The sequence below is a fragment of the Lactiplantibacillus sp. 3062 genome, assembly GCF_055413545.1.
This window is the reverse complement of the sequence record NZ_JBVAYE010000010.1, coordinates 15,296-37,231: the sequence shown is the minus strand read 5'-3', so window position 1 is coordinate 37,231 and position 21,936 is coordinate 15,296. Positions and strand designations below refer to the sequence as shown.

17 protein-coding genes are annotated in these 21,936 nt (G+C 43.0%); 12 read left to right on the top strand and 5 right to left on the bottom strand.

Features of this window, described 5'->3' with window-relative positions; genetic code table 11:
• The first annotated feature begins 99 nt into the window (after positions 1-99).
• Together ACWQAU_RS12290 and ACWQAU_RS12285 are read left to right on the top strand one after the other, a co-directional pair.
• The gene (locus ACWQAU_RS12290; RefSeq protein ID WP_027821668.1) at positions 100-1,434 is read left to right on the top strand and encodes a dihydrolipoyl dehydrogenase family protein; all 1,335 of its coding nucleotides are present in this window, start codon (positions 100-102) and stop codon (positions 1,432-1,434) included.
• Positions 1,435-1,628: 194 nt separating this feature from the next.
• Positions 1,629-1,958, top strand: coding sequence for a bacteriocin immunity protein (locus ACWQAU_RS12285; protein WP_027821667.1), 330 nt, complete (start codon positions 1,629-1,631; stop codon positions 1,956-1,958).
• 221 nt (positions 1,959-2,179) lie between these two features.
• Here the strand turns inward: ACWQAU_RS12285 and purB are convergent, their stop codons facing one another.
• Positions 2,180-3,478: an adenylosuccinate lyase gene (purB, locus tag ACWQAU_RS12280; protein ID WP_003642490.1), complete on the bottom strand. Its 1,299-nt coding sequence runs from the start codon at positions 3,476-3,478 to the stop codon at positions 2,180-2,182.
• 316 nt (positions 3,479-3,794) lie between these two features.
• Between purB and ACWQAU_RS12275 the strand changes: the two genes are divergently transcribed.
• The 3 genes from ACWQAU_RS12275 (at position 3,795) to ACWQAU_RS12265 (ending at position 7,044) form a co-directional block, all read left to right on the top strand.
• On the top strand, positions 3,795-5,084 hold the full coding sequence (locus ACWQAU_RS12275) for an adenylosuccinate synthase (protein WP_003643473.1): 1,290 nt from the start codon (positions 3,795-3,797) through the stop codon (positions 5,082-5,084).
• Positions 5,085-5,132: 48 nt separating this feature from the next.
• Entirely contained in the window at positions 5,133-6,104 is a 972-nt protein-coding gene (locus tag ACWQAU_RS12270; protein WP_003645478.1) for a GMP reductase, read from the top strand.
• Positions 6,105-6,258: 154 nt separating this feature from the next.
• The gene (locus ACWQAU_RS12265) at positions 6,259-7,044 is read left to right on the top strand and encodes a tyrosine-protein phosphatase (RefSeq protein WP_011102101.1); all 786 of its coding nucleotides are present in this window, start codon (positions 6,259-6,261) and stop codon (positions 7,042-7,044) included.
• Between the two features lie 80 nt (positions 7,045-7,124).
• Here the strand turns inward: ACWQAU_RS12265 and cls are convergent, their stop codons facing one another.
• Positions 7,125-8,573, bottom strand: coding sequence for a cardiolipin synthase (cls, locus tag ACWQAU_RS12260; protein WP_015381020.1), 1,449 nt, complete (start codon positions 8,571-8,573; stop codon positions 7,125-7,127).
• 136 nt (positions 8,574-8,709) lie between these two features.
• On the opposite strand from cls, the gene ACWQAU_RS12255 reads away from it, so the two are divergent.
• From ACWQAU_RS12255 to ACWQAU_RS12240, 4 genes are all read left to right on the top strand, one after another.
• Entirely contained in the window at positions 8,710-8,859 is a 150-nt protein-coding gene (locus ACWQAU_RS12255) for a hypothetical protein (RefSeq protein ID WP_162920432.1), read from the top strand.
• Positions 8,860-9,324: 465 nt separating this feature from the next.
• Positions 9,325-9,999, top strand: a complete 675-nt coding sequence (locus ACWQAU_RS12250) for a TetR/AcrR family transcriptional regulator (RefSeq protein WP_015826045.1) — start codon at positions 9,325-9,327, stop codon at positions 9,997-9,999.
• Between the two features lie 109 nt (positions 10,000-10,108).
• The gene (locus ACWQAU_RS12245) at positions 10,109-11,983 is read left to right on the top strand and encodes a YhgE/Pip family protein (RefSeq protein ID WP_027821666.1); all 1,875 of its coding nucleotides are present in this window, start codon (positions 10,109-10,111) and stop codon (positions 11,981-11,983) included.
• Between the two features lie 57 nt (positions 11,984-12,040).
• On the top strand, positions 12,041-12,625 hold the full coding sequence (locus ACWQAU_RS12240) for a TMEM175 family protein (RefSeq protein ID WP_049821970.1): 585 nt from the start codon (positions 12,041-12,043) through the stop codon (positions 12,623-12,625).
• Positions 12,626-12,827: 202 nt separating this feature from the next.
• On the opposite strand, the gene ACWQAU_RS12235 is transcribed toward ACWQAU_RS12240, so the two are convergent.
• Positions 12,828-13,310: a hypothetical protein gene (locus ACWQAU_RS12235; protein ID WP_015826047.1), complete on the bottom strand. Its 483-nt coding sequence runs from the start codon at positions 13,308-13,310 to the stop codon at positions 12,828-12,830.
• Between the two features lie 909 nt (positions 13,311-14,219).
• On the opposite strand from ACWQAU_RS12235, the gene ACWQAU_RS12230 reads away from it, so the two are divergent.
• Positions 14,220-15,644: an amino acid permease gene (locus ACWQAU_RS12230; protein ID WP_016511808.1), complete on the top strand. Its 1,425-nt coding sequence runs from the start codon at positions 14,220-14,222 to the stop codon at positions 15,642-15,644.
• Positions 15,645-15,905: 261 nt separating this feature from the next.
• The gene (locus tag ACWQAU_RS12225) at positions 15,906-17,948 is read left to right on the top strand and encodes a KUP/HAK/KT family potassium transporter (RefSeq protein ID WP_027821665.1); all 2,043 of its coding nucleotides are present in this window, start codon (positions 15,906-15,908) and stop codon (positions 17,946-17,948) included.
• A 72-nt stretch (positions 17,949-18,020) separates the two neighbouring features.
• On the opposite strand, the gene ACWQAU_RS12220 is transcribed toward ACWQAU_RS12225, so the two are convergent.
• Together ACWQAU_RS12220 and ACWQAU_RS12215 are read right to left on the bottom strand one after the other, a co-directional pair.
• Positions 18,021-18,965, bottom strand: coding sequence for a cation diffusion facilitator family transporter (locus ACWQAU_RS12220; RefSeq protein WP_003642499.1), 945 nt, complete (start codon positions 18,963-18,965; stop codon positions 18,021-18,023).
• 328 nt (positions 18,966-19,293) lie between these two features.
• Entirely contained in the window at positions 19,294-20,340 is a 1,047-nt protein-coding gene (locus ACWQAU_RS12215) for an AI-2E family transporter (protein WP_027821664.1), read from the bottom strand.
• Between the two features lie 461 nt (positions 20,341-20,801).
• Between ACWQAU_RS12215 and ACWQAU_RS12210 the strand changes: the two genes are divergently transcribed.
• The gene (locus ACWQAU_RS12210; RefSeq protein ID WP_027821663.1) at positions 20,802-21,920 is read left to right on the top strand and encodes a vitamin B12 independent methionine synthase; all 1,119 of its coding nucleotides are present in this window, start codon (positions 20,802-20,804) and stop codon (positions 21,918-21,920) included.
• Positions 21,921-21,936: the final 16 nt, after the last annotated feature.

Sequence of the window (21,936 nt, the reverse complement as noted above, 5' to 3'; positions counted from 1 at the left end):
TAATCATTACAGCGGGCGCGAGCAATTCATATCAGTTGTCAGGTTTCTTAAAACTCGTTAAGCTTAAGTTACCAAAATTTTAATGGAGGCTGATAAATCATGACAAACAAATACGATTACGATGTGTTATACATTGGTGCGGGTCACGCCACGTTTGATGGCGCCGCACCACTCGCCAAGACTGGTGTTCGCGTCGGTGTGATTGAGAGTGGTCTGATTGGGGGCACCTGCCCTAATCGTGGTTGTAACGCCAAAATCACTCTTGATGAACCTGTCAAATTAACGCGGGAAGCAGCACGCCTCAATGATATTTTGAGCAGTGCACCAACCATTAATTGGACGGCCAACGTGGCCCATAAACAAGAGATTATTGATCCCTTACCAGCAGGCCTGACAGCTCGTTTGGAAGATGGTGGCGCAACGATCATTCATGGTCATGCCACGTTCAAGGACGCTCACACCGTTGTCGTTGATGATCAGCAAACCATTACCGCTGAAAAAATCGTTATTGCGACTGGTTTAAAGCCCCATCGTTTAGATATTCCGGGGACCAAGCTCGCCCACGATAGTAGTGATTTTATGAACCTTAAACGGTTACCACAAAGTATCGTCATCATTGGCGCAGGCTATATTGGTATGGAATTTGCCACCATCGCTAACGCGGCCGGTGCCCAAGTGACAGTCATGTTACATGGCGACCAGGCCCTCCGTGATTTTTACCAACCATTCGTTGCACAAGTGGTTGACGACTTAACCGAACGTGGGGTAACCTTCATCAAAAATGCCAACGTGCAAGCATTTACCAAACAGGATGACCAGTTCCAAGTTAGTTATGGCGACCACCAGCAATTAACGACCGACTGGATCCTAGATGCGACTGGTCGAATTCCAAACTTAGATGGCTTAGGCTTAGACCGGATTGGCGTCAAATATGACCACCACGGCGTTTATGTCAACGACCACTTGCAAACCAACGTTCCTAACATCTATGCAGCCGGTGATGTCCTTGCCAATGACTTGCCAAAGGTCACACCTGCAGCCTACTTTGAGTCCAAATACTTGATGCGTTTGTTCTCTGGTCAAACCAGTGCTCCCATTGACTATCCGGTAATTCCATCGGTCGTCTTTACTTCACCACGAATTGCGCAAGCTGGCATGAAAATACCGGCCGCTGAAAAAGCCGGCTTAACCGTTAGTGATAATGATTTAGCAGATTACTGGTATTATCAAGTCTCCAAGGAACCGATTGCCGCTAGTAAACAGGTCCATGACCAAGACGGCCATCTCGTTGGCGTGACTGAAATCAGTGATCAAGCTGAAGATGCCGTCAACGCACTACTGCCAGCTATCGAATATCAATTAGACCGTGAACAAATCGACCGTTTGATCGGTATTTTCCCAACCATCGGCTACGCAGCTTGGCACCGGGCTTAAAACAGAAAACACTGCTGCGACCGCCGCTTGATTAATCCCTTATTAATAACCAGAGCCGCCAATGACCCCCGCTCATTGGCGGCTCTGGTTATGTTCGTTCCATTACTTTAGAAACCAACTCGGGCCTGCACATCAAGCATACTGACCATGCTATAATTGCGCCTATCTCAACGATTGAAAGGTTGGTCCTAACAATGGATGCGGATGCTCCAAAATTATTTACCTTAGTAGATGCTGCTTATAATCAGCCGATTACCAATCAACCATCCGATTCCTACCGCCAAGCGCTACTGGCAGCTGCAATCGACCTGAATAACAACGTTTCGCCACAGCAAGTAACCATCCAGCTATATCAAGCCTATTATCGTAACTATATGGTCCCAATGACTCTACCACGCCAGCATCGTGACCTCTACCAATACGTTCACACCCAATTACAGCGCCTCACGCGCAAAGAACAGCGTCATATGGCACTTGGGTATGGTCTGATTGCGACGCACCTAACATTTGGTCCCTTGAACTGAAATCAAGGTACTTACACGCATTGCGCTAGTTATCGTTTAGTATGAAGCATGATTAAACCGTGCCATTATCAAGCTCAAAAATAGCCAGTAATCGTCCCCAGCCCCGGAGGTCGAAATAGGACGCGCATCGGCTGACGAATAAACAGCCCATCTTTTTAACACGTTTTAATCATAATAAAAGCCTCAGCGATTACCATCGCTGGGGCTTCATCGTTTTTAAATTAATCGTCTAATCCCAATCGTTTGAAAATATCATCAACGTGGCGAAGATGGTAATGATAGTCAAACGCATCATCAATCGCAGCCTGGTCCAAATGTTCACGAATCTCGGCGTTACCTTCAACAAGTGGCTTGAATTGTAACTGTTCATCCCATGACTTAGCCGTCAGTGGTTGAACGAGGTCATAAGCACTTTCACGAGACATCCCCGTATCAATCAACTTGAGCAAGACACGTTGACTGTAGATCAACCCGTAAGTCGCATCCATGTTTTGCTTCATCCGTTCTGGGAACACCGTCAGCGTCTTAATAATCTTATTGATTCGAGTTAAGATATAATCCACTAAAATCGTGGTATCTGGTAAGATGATCCGCTCCGCAGAAGAGTGGGAAATATCCCGTTCATGCCACAATGGCACATCTTCATAGGCGGTCATCATGTGGCCGCGAATAACCCGTGCCAACCCCGTCACGTTCTCAGAACCGATGGGATTACGCTTGTGAGGCATTGCTGATGAGCCTTTCTGACCTTTATTAAAGAATTCTTCAACTTCATGAGTTTCAGATTTTTGCAAACCACGAATTTCGGTTGCAAACACTTCAACGCTTGTTGCAATCAAGGCCAAACTAGCAATGTATTCGGCATGTAAGTCCCGTGGTAAAACTTGCGTCGAAATTTCTTGTGCGCGCAATCCAAGTTGTTTGCAGACAAATTCTTCAACAAATGGTGGAATGTTCGCAAAAGTCCCAACGGCTCCACTGATTTTACCCGCTTCAACGCCCGCGGCCGCGTGTTCAAAACGCTCGATATCCCGATTAATTTCAGAATACCACCGGGCAATTTTCAATCCAAACGTGGTTGGTTCAGCGTGGACGCCGTGTGTCCGCCCCATTTCAACCGTATATTTATATTTTTTCGCTTGTTGTGCTAGTGTCGCCCGTAAATCTTGTAAGTCTTGGCGAATAATCGCGTTAGCCTGCTTCAACCGGTAACCTTGCGCCGTGTCGACAACGTCAGTACTGGTCAGCCCATAGTGAACCCACTTACGTTCTGCACCCAACGACTCGGAAACATCGCGCGTAAAAGCAACCACATCATGATGCGTTACGGCTTCAATCTCCGCGATCCGGTCAACATCAAACTTGGCATTCTCTCGAATTTTAGCAACATCACTTGCTGGAATCTTCCCTAATTCAGCCCAGGCCTCGTCAGCAGCAATCTCTACCTCCAACCATGCTTGGTACTGATTTTCTAACGACCATACTTTGCCCATCGCGGGACGCGTATAACGATCAATCATTGCTAATCCTCATTTCTTTTTAGGTATTCACTAACAAAACACGAACATTATTATAGCATACCCCTCGAGTAATTAATAGAGACGAACAATGAAAAAATACTGTTATTTTTCACTTCGTTTCCATATTAAGGACTTGTTTTCGAACTAATTCGCCTTAATTATGAACGATTATTTGTGCTCAAAACAAGAACATTCGGTTTTTGGGTTGCGTTTTGACGTTAAAGTTGCTATACTCTTTCCTGTTGGAGTGGTGAACGTTTAACTACTCTTTAGGATTAATTATTCATAATTAAACTATTTAATGAGGTGGAAGAATATGGCATCAGTCGTAGTAGTAGGTAGCCAGTGGGGCGATGAAGGTAAAGGAAAGATCACGGACTTTTTGAGTCAGGAAGCAGATGTGGTATCACGTTACCAAGGCGGCGATAACGCCGGCCACACCATCGTATTTAATGGGCAAACTTTCAAATTACGGCTGATTCCATCAGGGATTTTCTTCCATGATAAGTTAGCTGTCATTGGGAACGGCGTGGTCTTAAATCCCAAGTCATTAGTTGAAGAATTACAATACTTGCGGGACAAGGGCGTTAATCCTGACAACCTTAGAATCTCTAACCGTGCACACGTCATCTTGCCTTACCACATCACATTAGATGGCGCTCAAGAAAAAGCTAAAGCCGGTGGCAAGATTGGGACGACTAATAAGGGAATCGGCCCAGCCTACATGGATAAGGCTGAACGAATTGGGATTCGCGTAGCCGACCTGCTTGATAAGGACACCTTTGCGGCGTTACTCAAGCGCAACTTAGCTGAAAAGAACCAAATTATTACCAAGCTTTATGACTTAGAACCACTGAAATTTGAAGATATTTTTGATGACTATTACGCTTATGGTCAAACTTTGAAACCATTCGTCACCGATACTTCCGTTGTCATTAATGATGCGTTAGATAACGGTCAACGCGTCCTATTTGAAGGTGCTCAGGGAGTCATGCTGGATATTGACCAAGGGACTTACCCTTACGTTACTTCATCTAACCCAGTTGCCGGTGGTGTTACTATTGGGAGCGGTGTTGGCCCATCTAAAATCGATAACTGTGTTGGGGTCTTAAAAGCCTACACTTCCCGCGTCGGTGACGGCCCATTCCCAACTGAACTCTTTGACGAAGTCGGTGATTTCATTCGTGAAACGGCCCATGAATATGGGACCGTTACTAAACGTCCTCGGCGGATTGGTTGGTTCGATAGCGTTGTATTACGGCATGCTAAACGAGTTTCTGGGTTTACTCATCTCAGTTTGAACTGCTTAGACGTTTTGACGGGCTTAAAGACCATCAAGGTATGTACCGCTTACGACTTAAACGGCGAAACCATCTATCACTACCCTGCTAGTCTGAAGGAATTAGAAGCTTGCAAACCTATCTATGAAGAACTTCCTGGCTGGGACGAAGACATTACTGGCGTTAAAACCTTTGAGGAACTGCCAACTAATGCACAGAACTACTTGCGTAAATTAGAAGAACTCGTCGGCGTTAAAATTGCCACCTTCTCTGTTGGTCCCGATCGCGAACAAACTAACGTTATCGATCACAACATTTGGGGCTAATTGAACGCGACACCGTGAATTAACTTAAAGGAGTTTTGCATCATGGGCATGGAGATTTTTGATTACGAAGATATTCAACTAATTCCGAACAAGTGTGTCATTAATAGTCGTTCGGAAGCCGATACGACCGTAGAATTGGGTGGCCGTCGTTTTAAGATTCCAGTGGTGCCTGCCAATATGGCAACCGTCATCAACGACGAGATTGCCAAGTGGCTCGCCACTAACGACTACTTCTACATTATGCACCGCTTCGCCCCCGAGACCCGCCGTGCTTTTATTGAAACGATGCATGCCGCGCAGCTGTACGCATCTATTTCGGTCGGTGTTAAGTCCAGCGAGTATGACTTTATCGACGACCTGGCTGCTAATCAAATCGTGCCAGAATATATCACGATTGATATCGCACATGGTCATGCTGACAGTGTCATTGCGATGATCAAGCACATCAAAGACGTCCTTCCGGATAGTTTTGTAATTGCCGGAAATGTAGCCACACCAGCTGCCGTTCGCGACCTTGAAAATGCTGGTGCTGATGCAACTAAGGTTGGTGTTGGCCCGGGTAAGGCCTGCATTACTAAAGTCAAAACGGGCTTTGGTACTGGCGGCTGGCAATTAGCTGCTGTCCGGTGGTGTGCTAAGGCCGCTCGCAAACCAATCATCGCAGACGGTGGTGTCCGGACAAATGGTGACATCGCCAAGTCGATTCGGTTCGGCGCTACGATGGTCATGATTGGCTCAATGTTGGCCGGGCACCAAGAATCACCCGGCAACATTTTAAAAATCGATGGTAAGACTTATAAGCAATACTACGGTTCCGCCAGTGAAACCCAAAAAGGCGAACATAAAAACGTTGAGGGTAAACAAATGCTGGTTCCTTACCGGGGCCGCTTAGTCGACACCTTAAATGAGATGCAAGAAGACTTACAATCATCCATCTCATATGCCGGTGGCCGGGATTTAAAGGCCATTACTAAGTGCGACTATGTGGTAGTTAAAAATTCGATTTACAACGGGGACTAATTAAGTCTCACTAATACCTAAAAAAACTTGTCAGCCAATTCTGGTCTGACAGTTTTTTTAGTATCCAATTCTAATTTTTGCACCCACCTTACCCTGACACCGGCAATGAAAGCGGTTATAATAAAGCTAAATCACTAATCGAGGTAATCAGACTATGGAACACAATCGGGTCTTACGACTAGAACACGGCATCAACTTCCGAGAACTGGGGGGTTATGAGAACACCGCTGGTCAGACAATCAAGTGGCAAAAACTGCTGCGTTGCGGTGGCATGTCACTACTCACTAACCGCGATCTCACCTACTTGGATAACTACGGACTCCGTTATGATATCGATCTGCGCCAAGCCAATGAAGCTGAGATGTCTCCAGACCGTTATCCCAAGAATACTAAGTATATTAATACGTCCGTCTATCCGTTCACTGACAATCGTCGCTTTGATCGCCGTTTAAAACGGCTCATCAAGCGAATGGTCGTCGATGATTCCTTCAACGCACAAACATACGCGCAAATGATTACAGATAGTCATGCCGTGAAAGTCTGGCAAAATTTATTTGCGACCCTCCTCGCCAACGACCAGCCCGACCAATCGGTACTCTTCCACTGTGCTGCTGGTAAAGACCGAACGGGGGTCGCGGGTGCGCTCATTATGACGGCCCTAGACGTCCCCCGTGAAACGATTATGCAGGACTACCTGCTCACTAACGCCGTCTTCATGGCCGCAGACAGTATGGATACCGCTACGATCATTACTAAGGCCAATGCTGGTGACCTAGCTAGCCAATTCAACGTTGCCATGGCTGTTGAAGCCGACAATATGAAGATGGTCTTTCGGGTTTTCGACGACCTCTACGGCAATGGTATTGGTTATTTACGAGAAGTGCTTGGGTTATCCGTAGCGGATATTAATAATTTGCGCCAATTGTACTTGAACGACTAAGGAACACTAAAAAAACTGGTTTTGAAAGTCAATAACTTTCCAAAATCAGTTTTTTTTGCATCATCTATTCAATTGTTTAATTATAAAATTGGTGATAACAACCGTGAAAATGTCTGCTTGAACTTCAACCAGAATGATTGATTTTTAAAGTCTTGAACGGTAATCAAACTACTGATTTTTTGATCTTCTAAGAAAATCCGTTCCAATTCTTGTGCTAAATCAGCATCATATAAAAAGGCGTTCACTTCAAAGTTGAGCTTAAAGCTCCGGAAGTCCATATTAGCTGAGCCCACTGACGCCACCTGACCATCAATCACGATGGTCTTGGCATGAATAAAACCATTATTATAATAATAGATTTTTACACCAGCATCTGCCAGCTCCCGGGCATAGTACTGAGTTGCCCGGTAAACAAAGGCATGATCAGGTTTGTCCGGCACCATAATGCGGACGTCAACCCCTGACATCGCAGCGATTTTAATCGCATCTAATACGGAATCGTCCGGAATTAGGTATGGCGACTGAATCCATAAACGGTGTTGAGCTGTCATAATCATTTTAATATAACCCAATTTAATCTGTTGCGCATCACTGTCCGGACCACTGGAGACGATCTGTAACGAAGTATTCCCTTTAACGCGAATGACTGGGAACATATTAACGTCTGGCACGATTCGATGTTCCGCATCGGTGGCGTTCCAATCACGAATGAAACGTTCCTGCAATTCAAAAACTCCTGAACCGACGATCCGCAAATGGGTATCACGCCAGTAACCAAACTTCTTACTACGACCAAGGTACTGGTCACCAACGTTAAAACCACCGACGTAGCCGACCCGGCCATCCGTTACCACGATCTTACGGTGATCACGGAAGTTGAGACGGAAGTCCAAAATCGCTGAATGAGCACCCAAGAACGGTCGGGCATGCCCACCAAGTTCTTCTAAATGCTTAAAGAAGCTGCGGAACGTGCCCATCGACCCCCACGGATCATACAAGACACGAACGTCGACGCCTTGGGCTGCTTTCCGCTCTAAAAGGTGTAATAATTCATTTCCAATCTGGTCATTATAAAATGTGTAATATTCAATATGAATATGATTCTTAGCTGCTTCAATATCTTGGAACATCGCATGGAACTTCTCATGTCCATCCGTATAAATCTTGACCCGGTTTTTACGGCTTAGTAACGCGCCATCGGAATTCAAGAATAAACTGACCATCCCACGAACCGAGCTAGTGACCGCATCTGCGGGCATCAATTCCGTTCCCAGGGCTTCACGTTGCCGCTGAATCATCTGTTCGAGTCTAATTTGCGTCTCTTTACGTAACCGGAATAACCGGTTTTTCGGTAACTTACGACCGACAAAGGCGTACGCGATAAACCCAATAATCGGCAACCAAATCAACACGAGTAGCCAAGCCCAAGTGGCCGCGATGTCCCGATTACGATCCCGGAACACGGTAACGAACGCCGCGGCCGCGTTTAAAACGATAATTGTATAGAAAATTGGCTGAATATATTGCAATGGAGGCACCCACCTAATTTATTAATGATGGTTTTATTTTACCGCAGATAGTAGTGAGATAATAATCTTTTGCGAATATAATTTTTGCATTTAATCATTAAATAGCTAATAATTATGCTTAAGGAGGGCGCGTTCAATGCTTGCAATGCTTGGAATTCACGGCCTCGGCCCCATTCGCATGTTTCACTTAACCGAACACATTGCGGGTCCGCAAGCGGCCGTTGGTATTTTACTAATTATTATTTTATTAGCGGTCGTCTACCGTTACTATCGACGACATCGTTAATAAATCAAATCTTTGAAGCAGCTGGTGAAGTCTCCCAGCTGTTTTTTTGTGGATCGTTATCTTACGGATTGGTTTATTCAATCATGCTGTGACACTGACTTTTTGATTTGTATCGAAATAGCTTTTATTCGCCCGACGCTTTATTTTTTCCTGGTAGTCGGATAATTGCGCGATAAATGATAAGCAACTTTAGTTGTGAACATAGCGGACTATATATTTCCAAATCGCCAAAATTCAATTGGATTATGTTTCAATATGCACTTTTTCATTATCCTGCTAGTTCACTTACACTGTCATTGTTTTTCTATAAAGTGCCTTACCATGTCTACAACTGGTAATTCTTAGCTGGAGAGATACATACTAACTTTCTCGGGGTATGTTAACCCTTTTCCCTAACTAGAATGAATGATTCATTCTAAATCCAAATGGTGTTATACTCATGTCATAAAAATTGAGGTGATAAAAATGGATCTACAGCGTAAATTAAATCGTGTTCTAAACAGCGCCTCTTCACTATTTATTGTGCCGGGGTTCTCCGAGACAAAAATGCAGGATATCGCAAAAGGCGCAAATTTAGCAGTTGGCACACTTTATAGTATGTTTAAAAGTAAAGATGATCTTTTGAACTTTATCTTTGCCGCTACTTTAAATTCAGACTTCATTAATGGCATCAGAAGTCTTCCTTTAAAAATTGATCCAGAAAATCAATTACTAATTGATACTAAAGCCGTTTATAAAGCCGAAACTAAAAACATGGCACTAATTTTGAACCAAACCGACAACGATGCTGCTTTTGAAGAGATGATAAATTACTTGTTCAAAACTTTTAATAGGTATGGTGCTTATTTTCTAATACTGGAGCGGAATCCACAAATGAACCCACAATTATTAACTCTATATCGAAAGTATAGAAAAGAATTGTACCAAAATATTGCAACCTTTTTAGCAGACTTACAGGTCCATAACAAAATCAGACGACTGAAAAACCCAGAATACGATTCAATTATCATAATTGATCAAATATTCTGGTGGTCTGCACATAAAAGATTTGATTCATTCGATCGTAAAAATTCAGATTTGGACTTATTGCAATTTCAAACCATTGTTACTGACCATCTTGTCAAAGGCTTTGAACCATAAAAAGCTTTCCTCTACTACGCCTAAAAACACCACGCGAGTTCCCATGTACTAACAATCATCTTTTGTGTCAGTTTTATCATCATAACATTGAACTTTGGGGGGTCTTGTTATGTTTAGTACTGAATGGAAATATGTTTTTAAAACAAAAGGAATGCTCAAAATAATTCTGGGCATTTTACTGGTACCAACTTTTTATGCCGTAATCTTTCTAGCTTCAATGTGGGACCCTTATGGTAGTATCAAACATTTACCAGTTGGAATAGTCAACAGTGACATTCCTATAGTTAAGGGCCACAAAACATACAGCCTTGGCAAAAAGCTAACTCATCAATTAGTCAACAATCACGATGCTGATTTCAAACAAGTTAACAAATCAGTTGCAAAAAAATCACTTAAAGATGGCAAACTTTATATGGCAATTACCATACCCAAGAATTTCTCCAAGGAAGCATTGCGACTTGGATCCAAGGGCCAAAAGACCATTTACTTTAATTATCATACCAATGCTGGTTTTAGTTTTATTGCGATGAAGATGAATACGACAACTGCTCAAAGCATTCAAACAAGCGTTAACAAACAGTTAACTACCGATTACCTTAAAACAATCAACTCAATTGTTAAGAAGACGGGTAAAGGTATTCAAGTTACCGGTAACGACTTATCTAGTACAAACGCTGGACTAAATAAAGTTTCAAATGGCAGTCAAACCGTCACGTTTTCCTTAAATCACATAAATGCCGGTATTGGCACTGCGAATGCCGGGATAACACAATTGTCAGGTGGCGTTCTTAGATCAGATCATGCATTAAAAATCATTCCAGAAAACGCGACTAAAGAACAACAACTTTTAACCAGTTTGGCGCAAACCTATCAAGTCGGTAATGCTGCAAAGGTTAAATCTCAAGAACTCACACAAGCACTACTAAGTCAAAGCGCACAGCTCACTAATGATATAAACAGTAACATCCAAAACAGTAGTAAAATCCGAGCTGACAATGCGCAATTAGAGCGCACTGCAAAGATGTTACGGGTTAGTCAAATGCAAGCAGCTGCGCCTAGTTTCCAAGTTTCTAATACGTTAAAGGATATTGGGGCCCTATCAGCCGCAGATTCAACTATTGCTAACGGTATTCTCAATGGTAGCACGCAAGAACTGGGCGCCTTATCGCAAGTAAATACCGGACTAGAATCACTTAAAAATGCAACAAGTAAAGTAACTGCAGGTAGCAGTAAAATTACGGATAATCTAAAAACAATCAGTACTGACAACGGGAAGCTCGCATCAGGTCTTGTCTCTGGTGGCAAACAAATCAGTATGCTTAGCAATAGCTCTAATCAACAATTGAACAGAATCGTTAGTCCAATTAAACTGCAACATACCGATGCAACACATGTTAAAAACAATGGTACTGGGATGGCACCATATCTAATGTCCGTTGCTTTATTTGTTGGTTGCATTACATTTAATATTATTTACGATATGTTCACACCTCATAAAAAACCTAAGAACGCATTCTACTGGTGGGGTGAAAAAGCGCCATTTCTGTTGGAATTTACTCTACTAGCCTCAACAATCATGTACATCCTGCTACTTTCTGTGGATCATTTAGAACCGCTGCAACCCATTAAGACCTATTTGTTCTGTGTCTTGACCATGTGGGCGTTCGGTAGTATCGTCACTTTCTTCAATCTAATTCTCGGGAAAACAGGCGCCTGGTTCATGCTAATATTTATGATTATTCAGCTAGGCGGTTCCGCTGGGACTTATCCAATTCAACTTTCAAATCATATCTTTCAGGTTATTCACCCTTACCTACCAATGAGTATTTCAATTGATGCTTTTAGAAGTACATTGTCTATTGGAAACAGCATTCTACCCGAAACAATTATCTTTGCCACAATTATTTTAAGTTTTAATCTGCTGATGCTTCTAACCTTCAAATTAAATATGCATAGAACAAATCGTTTACCATACAATGAATAAACATTTAAAAATAACGTTATTCTAACAGATAACGTTATTTTTTAAGAGGTGACTACAATGTTTAGAAACTCAAAGAGTCGTTTTATATCTTTCAGTGACAGTGTTTTCTCAGTTATTCTGACTGTTCTAGTATTAGAAATAAGATTACCCATTGGCAGGAATATTTTATCAAACAGTTGGATTAATTTTGGATATTCAATCATCATTTATATTGCCGGTTTTTCTCTAGTATCGACTTATTGGTTTTTCCATCAAAAATTATTTAGTAATGTAAAGCAAATAGATGGTAATCTAATCGTTTTAAACTTCTATTTTCTTTTTTTCATTTCGCTTATGCCTACTTTGACTCAATTGATAGCACTCGATCCCTTATCTAAAATTAAAAACTTTATTTACGCGGCGACATACTTAATATTTAACTTGTACCTTTGGTGGCTATTTGACATTGTATTTCGCCACCATGTCATCACAGACAATTGGGGAAAAGAAGATTCCATGGCCTTTCAACATGAATTGAAAGTCATTAAAGACACTGTTTTTGTCGGAGTACTTGCTTCTGTATTCTCTTTACTTTGGGGACCTACAACTCCGGTTATATTATCGTTAAGTCCCCTGGTTCGATCTCTAATTTCGTCAAAATAGAAATACTAAACTTAATATTTTTGACCAAGTTAAATCCTTAAATAAAAAAGTTGCGTTGATTAGACAATCAACACAACTCGATTCGACCACCCCTTCTGAACATCTGTTGTATGGCCTGATTGAGTTAACGCATTACCTACCCCATTTTTCAATGTAGGCCGATAGTAAGCTAAATCATTGGAGCCACCTGGTTAAGGGCCTTTTATGAAATCGTTAGTTCACGCAAAGACTTGTCGCTTAAAGCTTGGACGTAATTCGAACGTCCCGTTGCGCTGAGTTTTTGATTGGTATCGAGATAGATTTCACCCGTCCAATGCTTTATTCTTTTAGTCGGCGGTCTGACGATTACGCGATAGACGATGGGGCAATTTTTCAGGGTCATATTTTTTGATGACTGATGCAAAAACTTTTTGTATTTCTTACTTTCCGCTAATGTTTGGCTGGTTGCAAATGTGTATTCATACCAAATAATGCCGCTAAAAGGGCCGGATTCTTCCTTGATTATTGTGTTTCTCAAGACACGCACGTCATAAGGACTGCTTTTTAACATTGTTGTTAGTACAGTCCTCGCTTGATTTAACTCAATACGATTTTTAACGTACCCGTATAAACAGAAACTACTAATAAGGATAATTGCAAAAAGCACGTAATGTGTAACGGTCTTTGCTTTAAGAAATGACGACATGACTAATGCCTCCCAACTTTATTATCTGGAAATAGTCTGGCAATGCTTTATACATTATGAATGCAGACGTACTAGTATCAATACTTTTATTACCAACACCAAACCAATCAGCTTGCTATCCCCTTTTTTGATTCAAGATCTGCCAGTCATTGCAATCACTAGCTTCGATACCAGCAACAATCAGCAGACCCAGTAGTCCACTAATTTCAAGTGGCCTTTAATATTGGTCAGGCCTTGATTTGCGTTCTCCTTTTGAATATAGCAAACGCCAAACCCATTGTCACCAACTAATAAACATCATTCGTATTTGTTAATTTCAAAATTGCAATCAAGATTGTATTTGGAATAATAAAACTTATGCAAATGTGGTCAATAAATGTTGATATTGGAAGGCCGGGACGAATTACATCAGTCTCTCGTAGGCTGTTTTACCTGCAAGAAAATTAATTATCAAATTTGATTCATCAAAATACTTTAAGGATAATCATAATCCCATTTTATTCATATAATCGATATCAATAAAAAAGGGTTCCAATAAGCCGCTCACTCTCTCCAGTTCTTCAGGTTGCATCAATCAAGTGGCGATTTAGTGAGCCAAAACCATATTTTCTAAGGTCCTTCAATAATCCCCACTAACAATCGCAATCACAAGGTAAGTTAACCTTCAGAAAAACAATCCCCGCCATGTTCGCTATATCACCCTATTAATAGGCGTTGAATACCGTAGCTAATTAATCACGATTAGTCAGACAATCAATAAGAAGTCGCAGGATGTCGCGCGATTGCGTCCAATTATTTGGCTTTTAGTCACTATAGCCCATCAGAATATTTATTTTGGTCGGATTGACCATCGTAACTTTGTCAAAACCGATTAAACTAAAGCTATCACATCGAAATGGGGCGATGATTATGGATTTATCACACACGCGGTTACTCCGCAAAAAAGATATCAATGCCATGTTAGCCACTTATCACAGTCCGCTCAAAAAGGAACTTAAAACATTTGACCTAACGATGCTGGGAATTGGGGCCATCATCGGGACCGGGATCTTCGTTTTAACTGGTACGGGGGCCTTGACGGCGGGTCCCGGCCTAATGATCTCATTCGTCTTGGCTGCGATTGCTTGCCTGTTTGCTTCACTCTGCTATGCTGAATTCGCTGCGATGGTGCCTGAAAGTGGGTCAGCGTACACCTATGCCTACACAACCCTCGGCGAAATTGTTGCATTCATTATCGGCTGGGACTTGATGTTGGAATACCTTTTCGCTGTCTCAACCGTTTCAGCGGGCTGGTCAGGCTACTTTCAATCATTCTTGGCAGGCTTCGGCCTCAAACTGCCCGCTGCTTTGTCGGCAGCTGCAGGTTCCGTCCCTGGTGTGACCAGCTATTTTAATCTGCCGGCCTTCACCATTATTATCCTGATTACCACTTTATTGTCTCTCGGGGTCAAAGAAACTAAACGCGTCAATAACGTCATGGTAGTGATTAAATTAGCCGTTGTTCTTTTATTCATCTTTACCGCGGTGCGCTTCATCAAACCGGCAAACTGGAGTCCGTTATTACCATTTGGCTTCAAAGGGGTCTTCGGCGCAGCCTCTAGCGTTTTCTTCGCCTTCATCGGTTTTGACGCCATTTCATCCAGCGTTGAAGAAACATTGGAACCATCCAAAACACTCCCACGTTCCATGTTACTGTCTCTTGGTATCTGTACCATTCTCTACGTGGCTGTATCAGCCATCATGACTGGCGTGGTCCCATTTGAAACGTTTGCCAAGTACATTGATCATCCGATCTCGGCCGTTCTTATTTACTCCGGTCAAAATTGGATGGCCGGAATCATTGACCTTGGCGCGATTCTTGGTATGACCACTGTAATGTTAGTCTGTCTCTACGGTCAAACTCGGATTTCCTTCTCCATGTCGCGGGATGGATTACTCCCCCATGTCTTTAGCGATATTAGCGCCAAGACCGGTGCACCACTTAAATCAACCGTCTTGTTTGGGTCGATTGCCGCAATCATGGGTGGCTTTATTCCATTAGCTGACTTAGCTGAACTGGTGAATATCGGTACTTTGACTGCCTTTACCCTAGTTTCCTTCTCCATCTTACGGTTACGTAAAACACAACCAGATCTTCGGCGTCCCTTCAAAACGCCATGGGTCCCGTTTGTACCAATCATGTCAATCATCTGTTGTGTCTTCCTACTAATCAACCTGAAGCCTGTCACTTGGATTCGCTTCGTGGTATGGTTAGCCATCGGTATGGTCGTTTACTTTGGCTATTCCGTTAAACACTCCCAGTTGAAGACGAATACAGCCACTGATGAGAAATAATTGACTAGACTAATAAATTCAAAACTAATGGGCCGTTTCATTTCAGCGTTATCAACTGGAATGAAACGGCCCATTTTTTATCCTCTAAATACGAACAACCGGATTACTTATTGTACTCAACTTGAAGTAAAGTTCACCTAACGAAACGTAAGTTGAAACTTGTTAACATGAGCAAATTTTTAGTTTGTCTGGTTAACCCCTTTTGAAAAAAGCTAGTATAGTATGAGTCACAGTTCTAATTGAAGTGGGGGTCAATAATTCATGCGTAAGCAACGGATTCAGGAACGTTCATTGATTGGCATGTTAATCACATTAGGCGTCGTGTACGGGGACATCGGAACGTCACCGCTATACGTTATGAACGCCCTGATCAATGACGCGGGGCAACTTAAGAATGCAACACCTGATTATGTTATCGGCAGTGTTTCATTAATCTTTTGGACGTTGATGCTCATTACAACGGTAAAGTACGTCCTGATTGCTTTACGCGCTGATAATCATCATGAAGGTGGCATTTTCGCCCTGTATGCGCTGGTTCGTCACCGGGCCAAATGGTTAATTTTCGTCGCGTTGATTGGTGGCGCCGCTTTGTTAGCAGATGGCACCCTAACACCTGCTGTGACAGTCACATCAGCAGTTGAAGGCTTAAAGGGATTACCCAAACTGGGGGCTTTTTCCCAGTACCCGTGGCTCGTGCCTCTAACCGTTACGGTTATTTTACTGGTTCTCTTTATGATTCAAGGGTTTGGTACTGCCGTCGTTGGCCGGTCATTCGGTCCCATGATGTTGCTCTGGTTCACCGTCATCGGCATCTTCGGTCTGATCAACATCAGTCAGGCACCCGTCATTCTCAAAGCTTTCTCACCCGTTTACGCCGTACAAGTCTTATTCAATCCGGCTAATAAAATGGGAATTTTCATTCTTGGTAGTGTCTTCCTTGCAACGACCGGGGCTGAAGCGCTGTATTCTGATATGGGGCACGTTGGTAAAGCCAACATCGACGCCACTTGGCCGTTCGTATACACGACTTTGATTCTCAATTATCTTGGTCAGGGCGCGTGGATGTTAACCCATTATCAGGATGCGGCATGGCGCAATGCCACCAATGTCAATCCGTTCTATGCCATGGTTCCTGCGGGCGGTCAAATTGCAATGATTATCTTAGCCACGGCCGCAGCCATCATTGCGTCACAGGCCTTGATCACGGGCTCTTATACCTTAGTTGACGAAGCAGTCGGTTTAAAGTTCTTACCACGTATGATTATCAAGCACCCCAGTAACGTTCGGAGCCAGATTTATATTGGTGCGATCAACTGGCTGTTATGTCTGGTCACCTTAGGAATCGTTTGGCTATTTCAAACTTCAGCTCACATGGAAGCGGCGTATGGTTTAGCCATCACCTTAACAATGTTGATGACGACCATCCTGCTTAGCCAGTGGATTCACATGAAGGGCCACCGGGCGCTGGCGCTAGCTTTATTATTCGGCTTTGGCGCACTGGAGACCGTCTTTCTAACGGCTAGTCTGACCAAGTTTATTCACGGTGGCTATTTGACCTTGGGGCTGACCCTCGTCATTTTCTTGATTATGGTCGTTTGGTTCTTTGGTAATCGCCGGCGTTTGCGTTACAACCAGGCAAATGAACAGATTAGTCTGCTAGATTATCGTAATCAACTGATCCAGCTAAGCCACGATGATCACCTGCCAGTATTTGCAACGAATTTAGTCTACTTGGCTAAGGTCGACCATCAACACCGGGTTAAACGGTCAATTCTGTACTCGATTTTAGATAAGCGGCCTAAACGCGCTAAGGTTTACTGGTTTATTACCATTAATGAAACCAACCGACCTTATGATTGTAATTACAGCATTGACATGCTAGGCACTCGAAATATCGTGGAAGTTCAACTCAACTTAGGTTTCCGTAAATCACAGCACATTAATTTATATTTGCGCCAAATTGTCACGAACTTAATTGCAGATCACAGCATCGATCCCCAATATTCCCGTTACGGAATCACACAACCTCGTCAAGTTGGCGATTTTAAATTTGTCGTTCAGAATCAGCAGATCATGGACCTTGCTAGCAACCCAACTATGGGCCAGTTCGATCGACTACTAATTGGTGGTCGCGTTCTACTACAAAACATCACCCCATCTCCTGCTATCTGGTACGGCTTAGCGTTTAGCGATGTCTTGGAAGAGACGATTCCGTTGTTCACGAAACCAGCAACGGACGCCACACTAACGAATTTGACGGTCCACCATGCCCGTACGCCGCAACGGAATTCGCGCCAACCATAAATAAAAGACTAGTTTCAAGGAATTCAACCTTGAAACTAGTCTTTTATTATTAAAATCTATCAGTCAACACACTTATGTTTGCGGCATAAACATTACCTTAGTGTCAATAATGCCATACTGATTTCGCATCACTTGCTCGATTCTTTCACTGAGCTGAAAGCTGGCTGCCACTGTCATTCGTGGTGACACTGCTATAACCAGCGACAAGGCCACTAAGCTCCCAGAATACTGGACATCAATTGCATTGACCTGATTCACACCATCAATTTGTTGAATCGTATTAATATAATTTTTTTCAACTTGTGGATCACTGTAATTAATTAGCTGCAACCCACTGTCCCGAAAAATTTGTAACCCAGCGGCAAAAATAAAGAATCCAATCACGATACTCGCAACACTATCTAACCAAGCAAATTTGAATAGTAAGACCCCACTTAATGAGATTAAAGTGCCAATGCTCGTTAACGCATCACTAAGACTATCCTTTGCCGCAGCCAATAGCGTCGAATTATCTAATTGTTGCCCACCGCGACGATTAAAGTACCAGACGACTAACATAACGATGCTCGCGATTGCAGCTCCCCAAACAGTTACACCGCTCACTGCTTGAACGGTGTGTGATTTAAACAAATTACTAACACCACTCACAATAACTTGTACCGCCATAACTAACATAATGACCCCACTCATTAACGTGAATAAGTCTTGTAAACGAAATCGCATCAATCGATTGCGACGTTCGGCCTCCCAGCCGTCCAAAGCGGTCACTTTACTTTGATGTGATTGATGATTATGAATGCCACCCCAGATACCAAGCGATAACAACCCCGATGAAACAATACCCGCAAAATTATTAAACGCATCCGCGTGCAAAGATTGCGAATGACCAATCGTTGCAAGCACTAGTTCGATTACAAATAGACTTAAATATGCTATCGCATTGCCCAACAAATGCCACAACGCACCTTGCATTCGCTTAATTTGGTCAGCTTCAATTTCTTGCCAGCCATCTAACACGGGATGTTGATTATTTGATTGATTAATCGTAATCGCCCCCTCCTAAACAGATTCCAACCGCTCACTCTAACACTTAGTCGTAATAAGTCAACCTTATACCACCTAGAACGCTGATAGCTTAACACTAACAGTCTGACTTGTAATTGTCACTATCAGCATCTTTAAGCAGTAATTAATTAAAGCTGGCACCTTCGAAAGTAATCCACTTCGAAGATACCAGCTTACAATTGTCTTTGATAACCTTTACGCGCAGTCACAAGCTACTGTTCATATAAATCACCCGACCCCATACAAAGCCTGCTACCGGTAAAGTACAGTTACAATCACACTAAGGTTCACGTTTCGCTATTTGAGACGTCACGCGTCGCGGCTCAGAATTCTGCACACCCAAAATGTCTAGGAAGAATGAAACAATTGGAATCCCAATGATCAAGCCCCAGGCCCCTAATAGACTTTCCATAATAATCAACGTAATAAAAGTGACAAAGACTGGTAAATCAGTCCGGTCCGCCATTAGCCGTGGATGAAGGAAATAAGACTCGAAGGCGTGAATCAAAATAACCAACACGATGATCCAGACAACCCGAATCAAGCCACCCGACGCAAACCCCAGTAAGGTTAGCGGAATCATTGAAATCAACACGCCAGCCACCGGCACTAAGCCTAAGATAAAGACAATGATCGACAACACCATGATACTTGGCATCCCAATAATCATGAATCCAATCGTCATCAAAATCGTATTGATCGTACAAATCACCAGTTGCGTTTCAATAATCCGCCCCAGAATCATAACGAATTTATGCGTTAAATAGTAAACGTTCGTGAAGAACTTTTTAAACTTCGACTGCAAGAACTGGCGGCCAAAGACCATCATTCGTCCCCGCGAAACTGCAAAGATAAAACTCAAAAAGATTGCCATTAAGACGTGCGTAAAGCCAGTCCCAACCTCACTCAGTCCTTTAATACCGGTGACGAGTAACGCCTTCCCGTTTTGAATCAATTCACTACTATGAATGGCTTGGTTGACCCATTTATCAATATTCTTATTCAATACCGGGTGATTGGTGATTGCTTTAGCCAGCATATCTGGAATGACCTTCAACTGATCGACCAGGGTAGGCGCCGCGTACGATAGCGCACCGATAAACAACGCAATCACGCCGACGTAGACCACAATGACGGCAATCCAATAAGGTAAGTGCGTTCGGAGGTTTAACCACCGACTAAGCTTAATGCCCAAATACGCAAAAACCGTCGTTAATAGAACAACTGTCGCAAACCCGCGCATTAAATAAATAATGATGATTAATAACGCCAACGTTAAGTACAAGTCAACGTCATCCCGCTTAAAAAACCGAATGATTCTATCCATAATTTGCCCCCAATCGCATGTTACTTGCATTATAGCATGACTATGGATTAATCCCGCCCACCGATTCCGGCCTTAAATTAAATTTGACATTTAAAATAATTACCAGTATGATAGGTGTCAATAATTAAAGAACGATTAAAAGATGAGTAATTGGTGTCGCTGTTCAGCGAGTATCGGGTTGGTGAAACGGTACCGGCACAACCAATGAAGATGGTCTTCTTCCTAGTTCGTTTTGGTGAGTGTCTGGTGAGCAACAAAGTAACCAGCATTAACTAAAGCCGGTTTAACAACCGTTACCCGCGTTAGCAATTGCCAATCATTTGGCAGCTGTATCGAGTAGACTAGTTCACTAGCCTAGAACTCAGGTGGTACCACGGCCCAACGTCGTCCTGAATAATGATTAATATTATTCAGGACGACGTTTTTTCGTTCCCAATAAAATTTAAGGAGTTTGATATTTAATGACAACTACAACTTTAACCGCCCCATTCCGTTTTGACGTCGTCGGCAGCCTACTGCGCCCCGCTAGTTTGAAAAAGGCCCATGAACAATTAGCCGCCGGTACCATTACGCGTGATCAAGAACTTGAAATCCAACACACTGAAATCAAACGAGTGGTCGCTGAACAAGTTAAACTCGGGCTCAAAGCCGTGACCGATGGCGAATTTTCACGCAGCTGGTGGCACTTAGATTTCCTTTGGGGCTTAACTGGTGTTGGCAAGTACGACTACCATCAAAGCTATAAGTTCAAGGGGGACCATACTCGAACGGATAACGCTGAACTTATTGGCAAAGTCGCGTATAATCCCGACCATCCGTTCTTTGCTGCCTTTGAATACTTACAATCAATCGTTCCCGCTGGCGTACTCGCTAAACAAACGATTCCATCACCAACTATGTTATTCCGTGATAATCGGAGTGACAATTGGACCAAATTCTATGACAGCTGGGATGCCTATTTAAATGATCTCGCCCAAGCTTATCACGATACCATTCAACATTTTTATGACCTTGGGTGTCGCTATATTCAGTTAGACGATACGACGTGGGCTTTCTTAATTAGCAAACTCAATGATCCCGAAGCTGACCACGCGGCCTACACTAAGTGGGCGACCGATGCCGTTAAAGTGATTAACGCAGCATTAGCTGACCTGCCAAGCGACTTGACCGTCACGACCCACATCTGCCGGGGTAACTTTAAATCCACGTACCTCTTCTCGGGCAGTTACGACGTGGTTGCACCCTACCTTGGCCAGCTTAACTATGATGGGCTGTTCTTGGAATATGATAACGAACGGGCGGGTGGCTTCGAAGCGTTAGACCAGATTTGGAACCATGATGACCACAAACGCATCGTATTAGGTCTGGTTACCTCTAAGTTTCCAGAATTGGAAAAGACCACTGTGATCAAAGAACGAGTTCAAGCTGCGACCACTAAGGTGCCATTGCGTAATCTAGCACTATCGACCCAATGTGGCTTTGCTTCAACTGAAGAAGGTAACCAGTTAACTGAGGCTCAACAGTGGGCCAAGTTGGCGTTAGTCATTGGTACGGCTAAGGAAATCTGGCCAGAAGCCTAATTACAACAACTAAAAA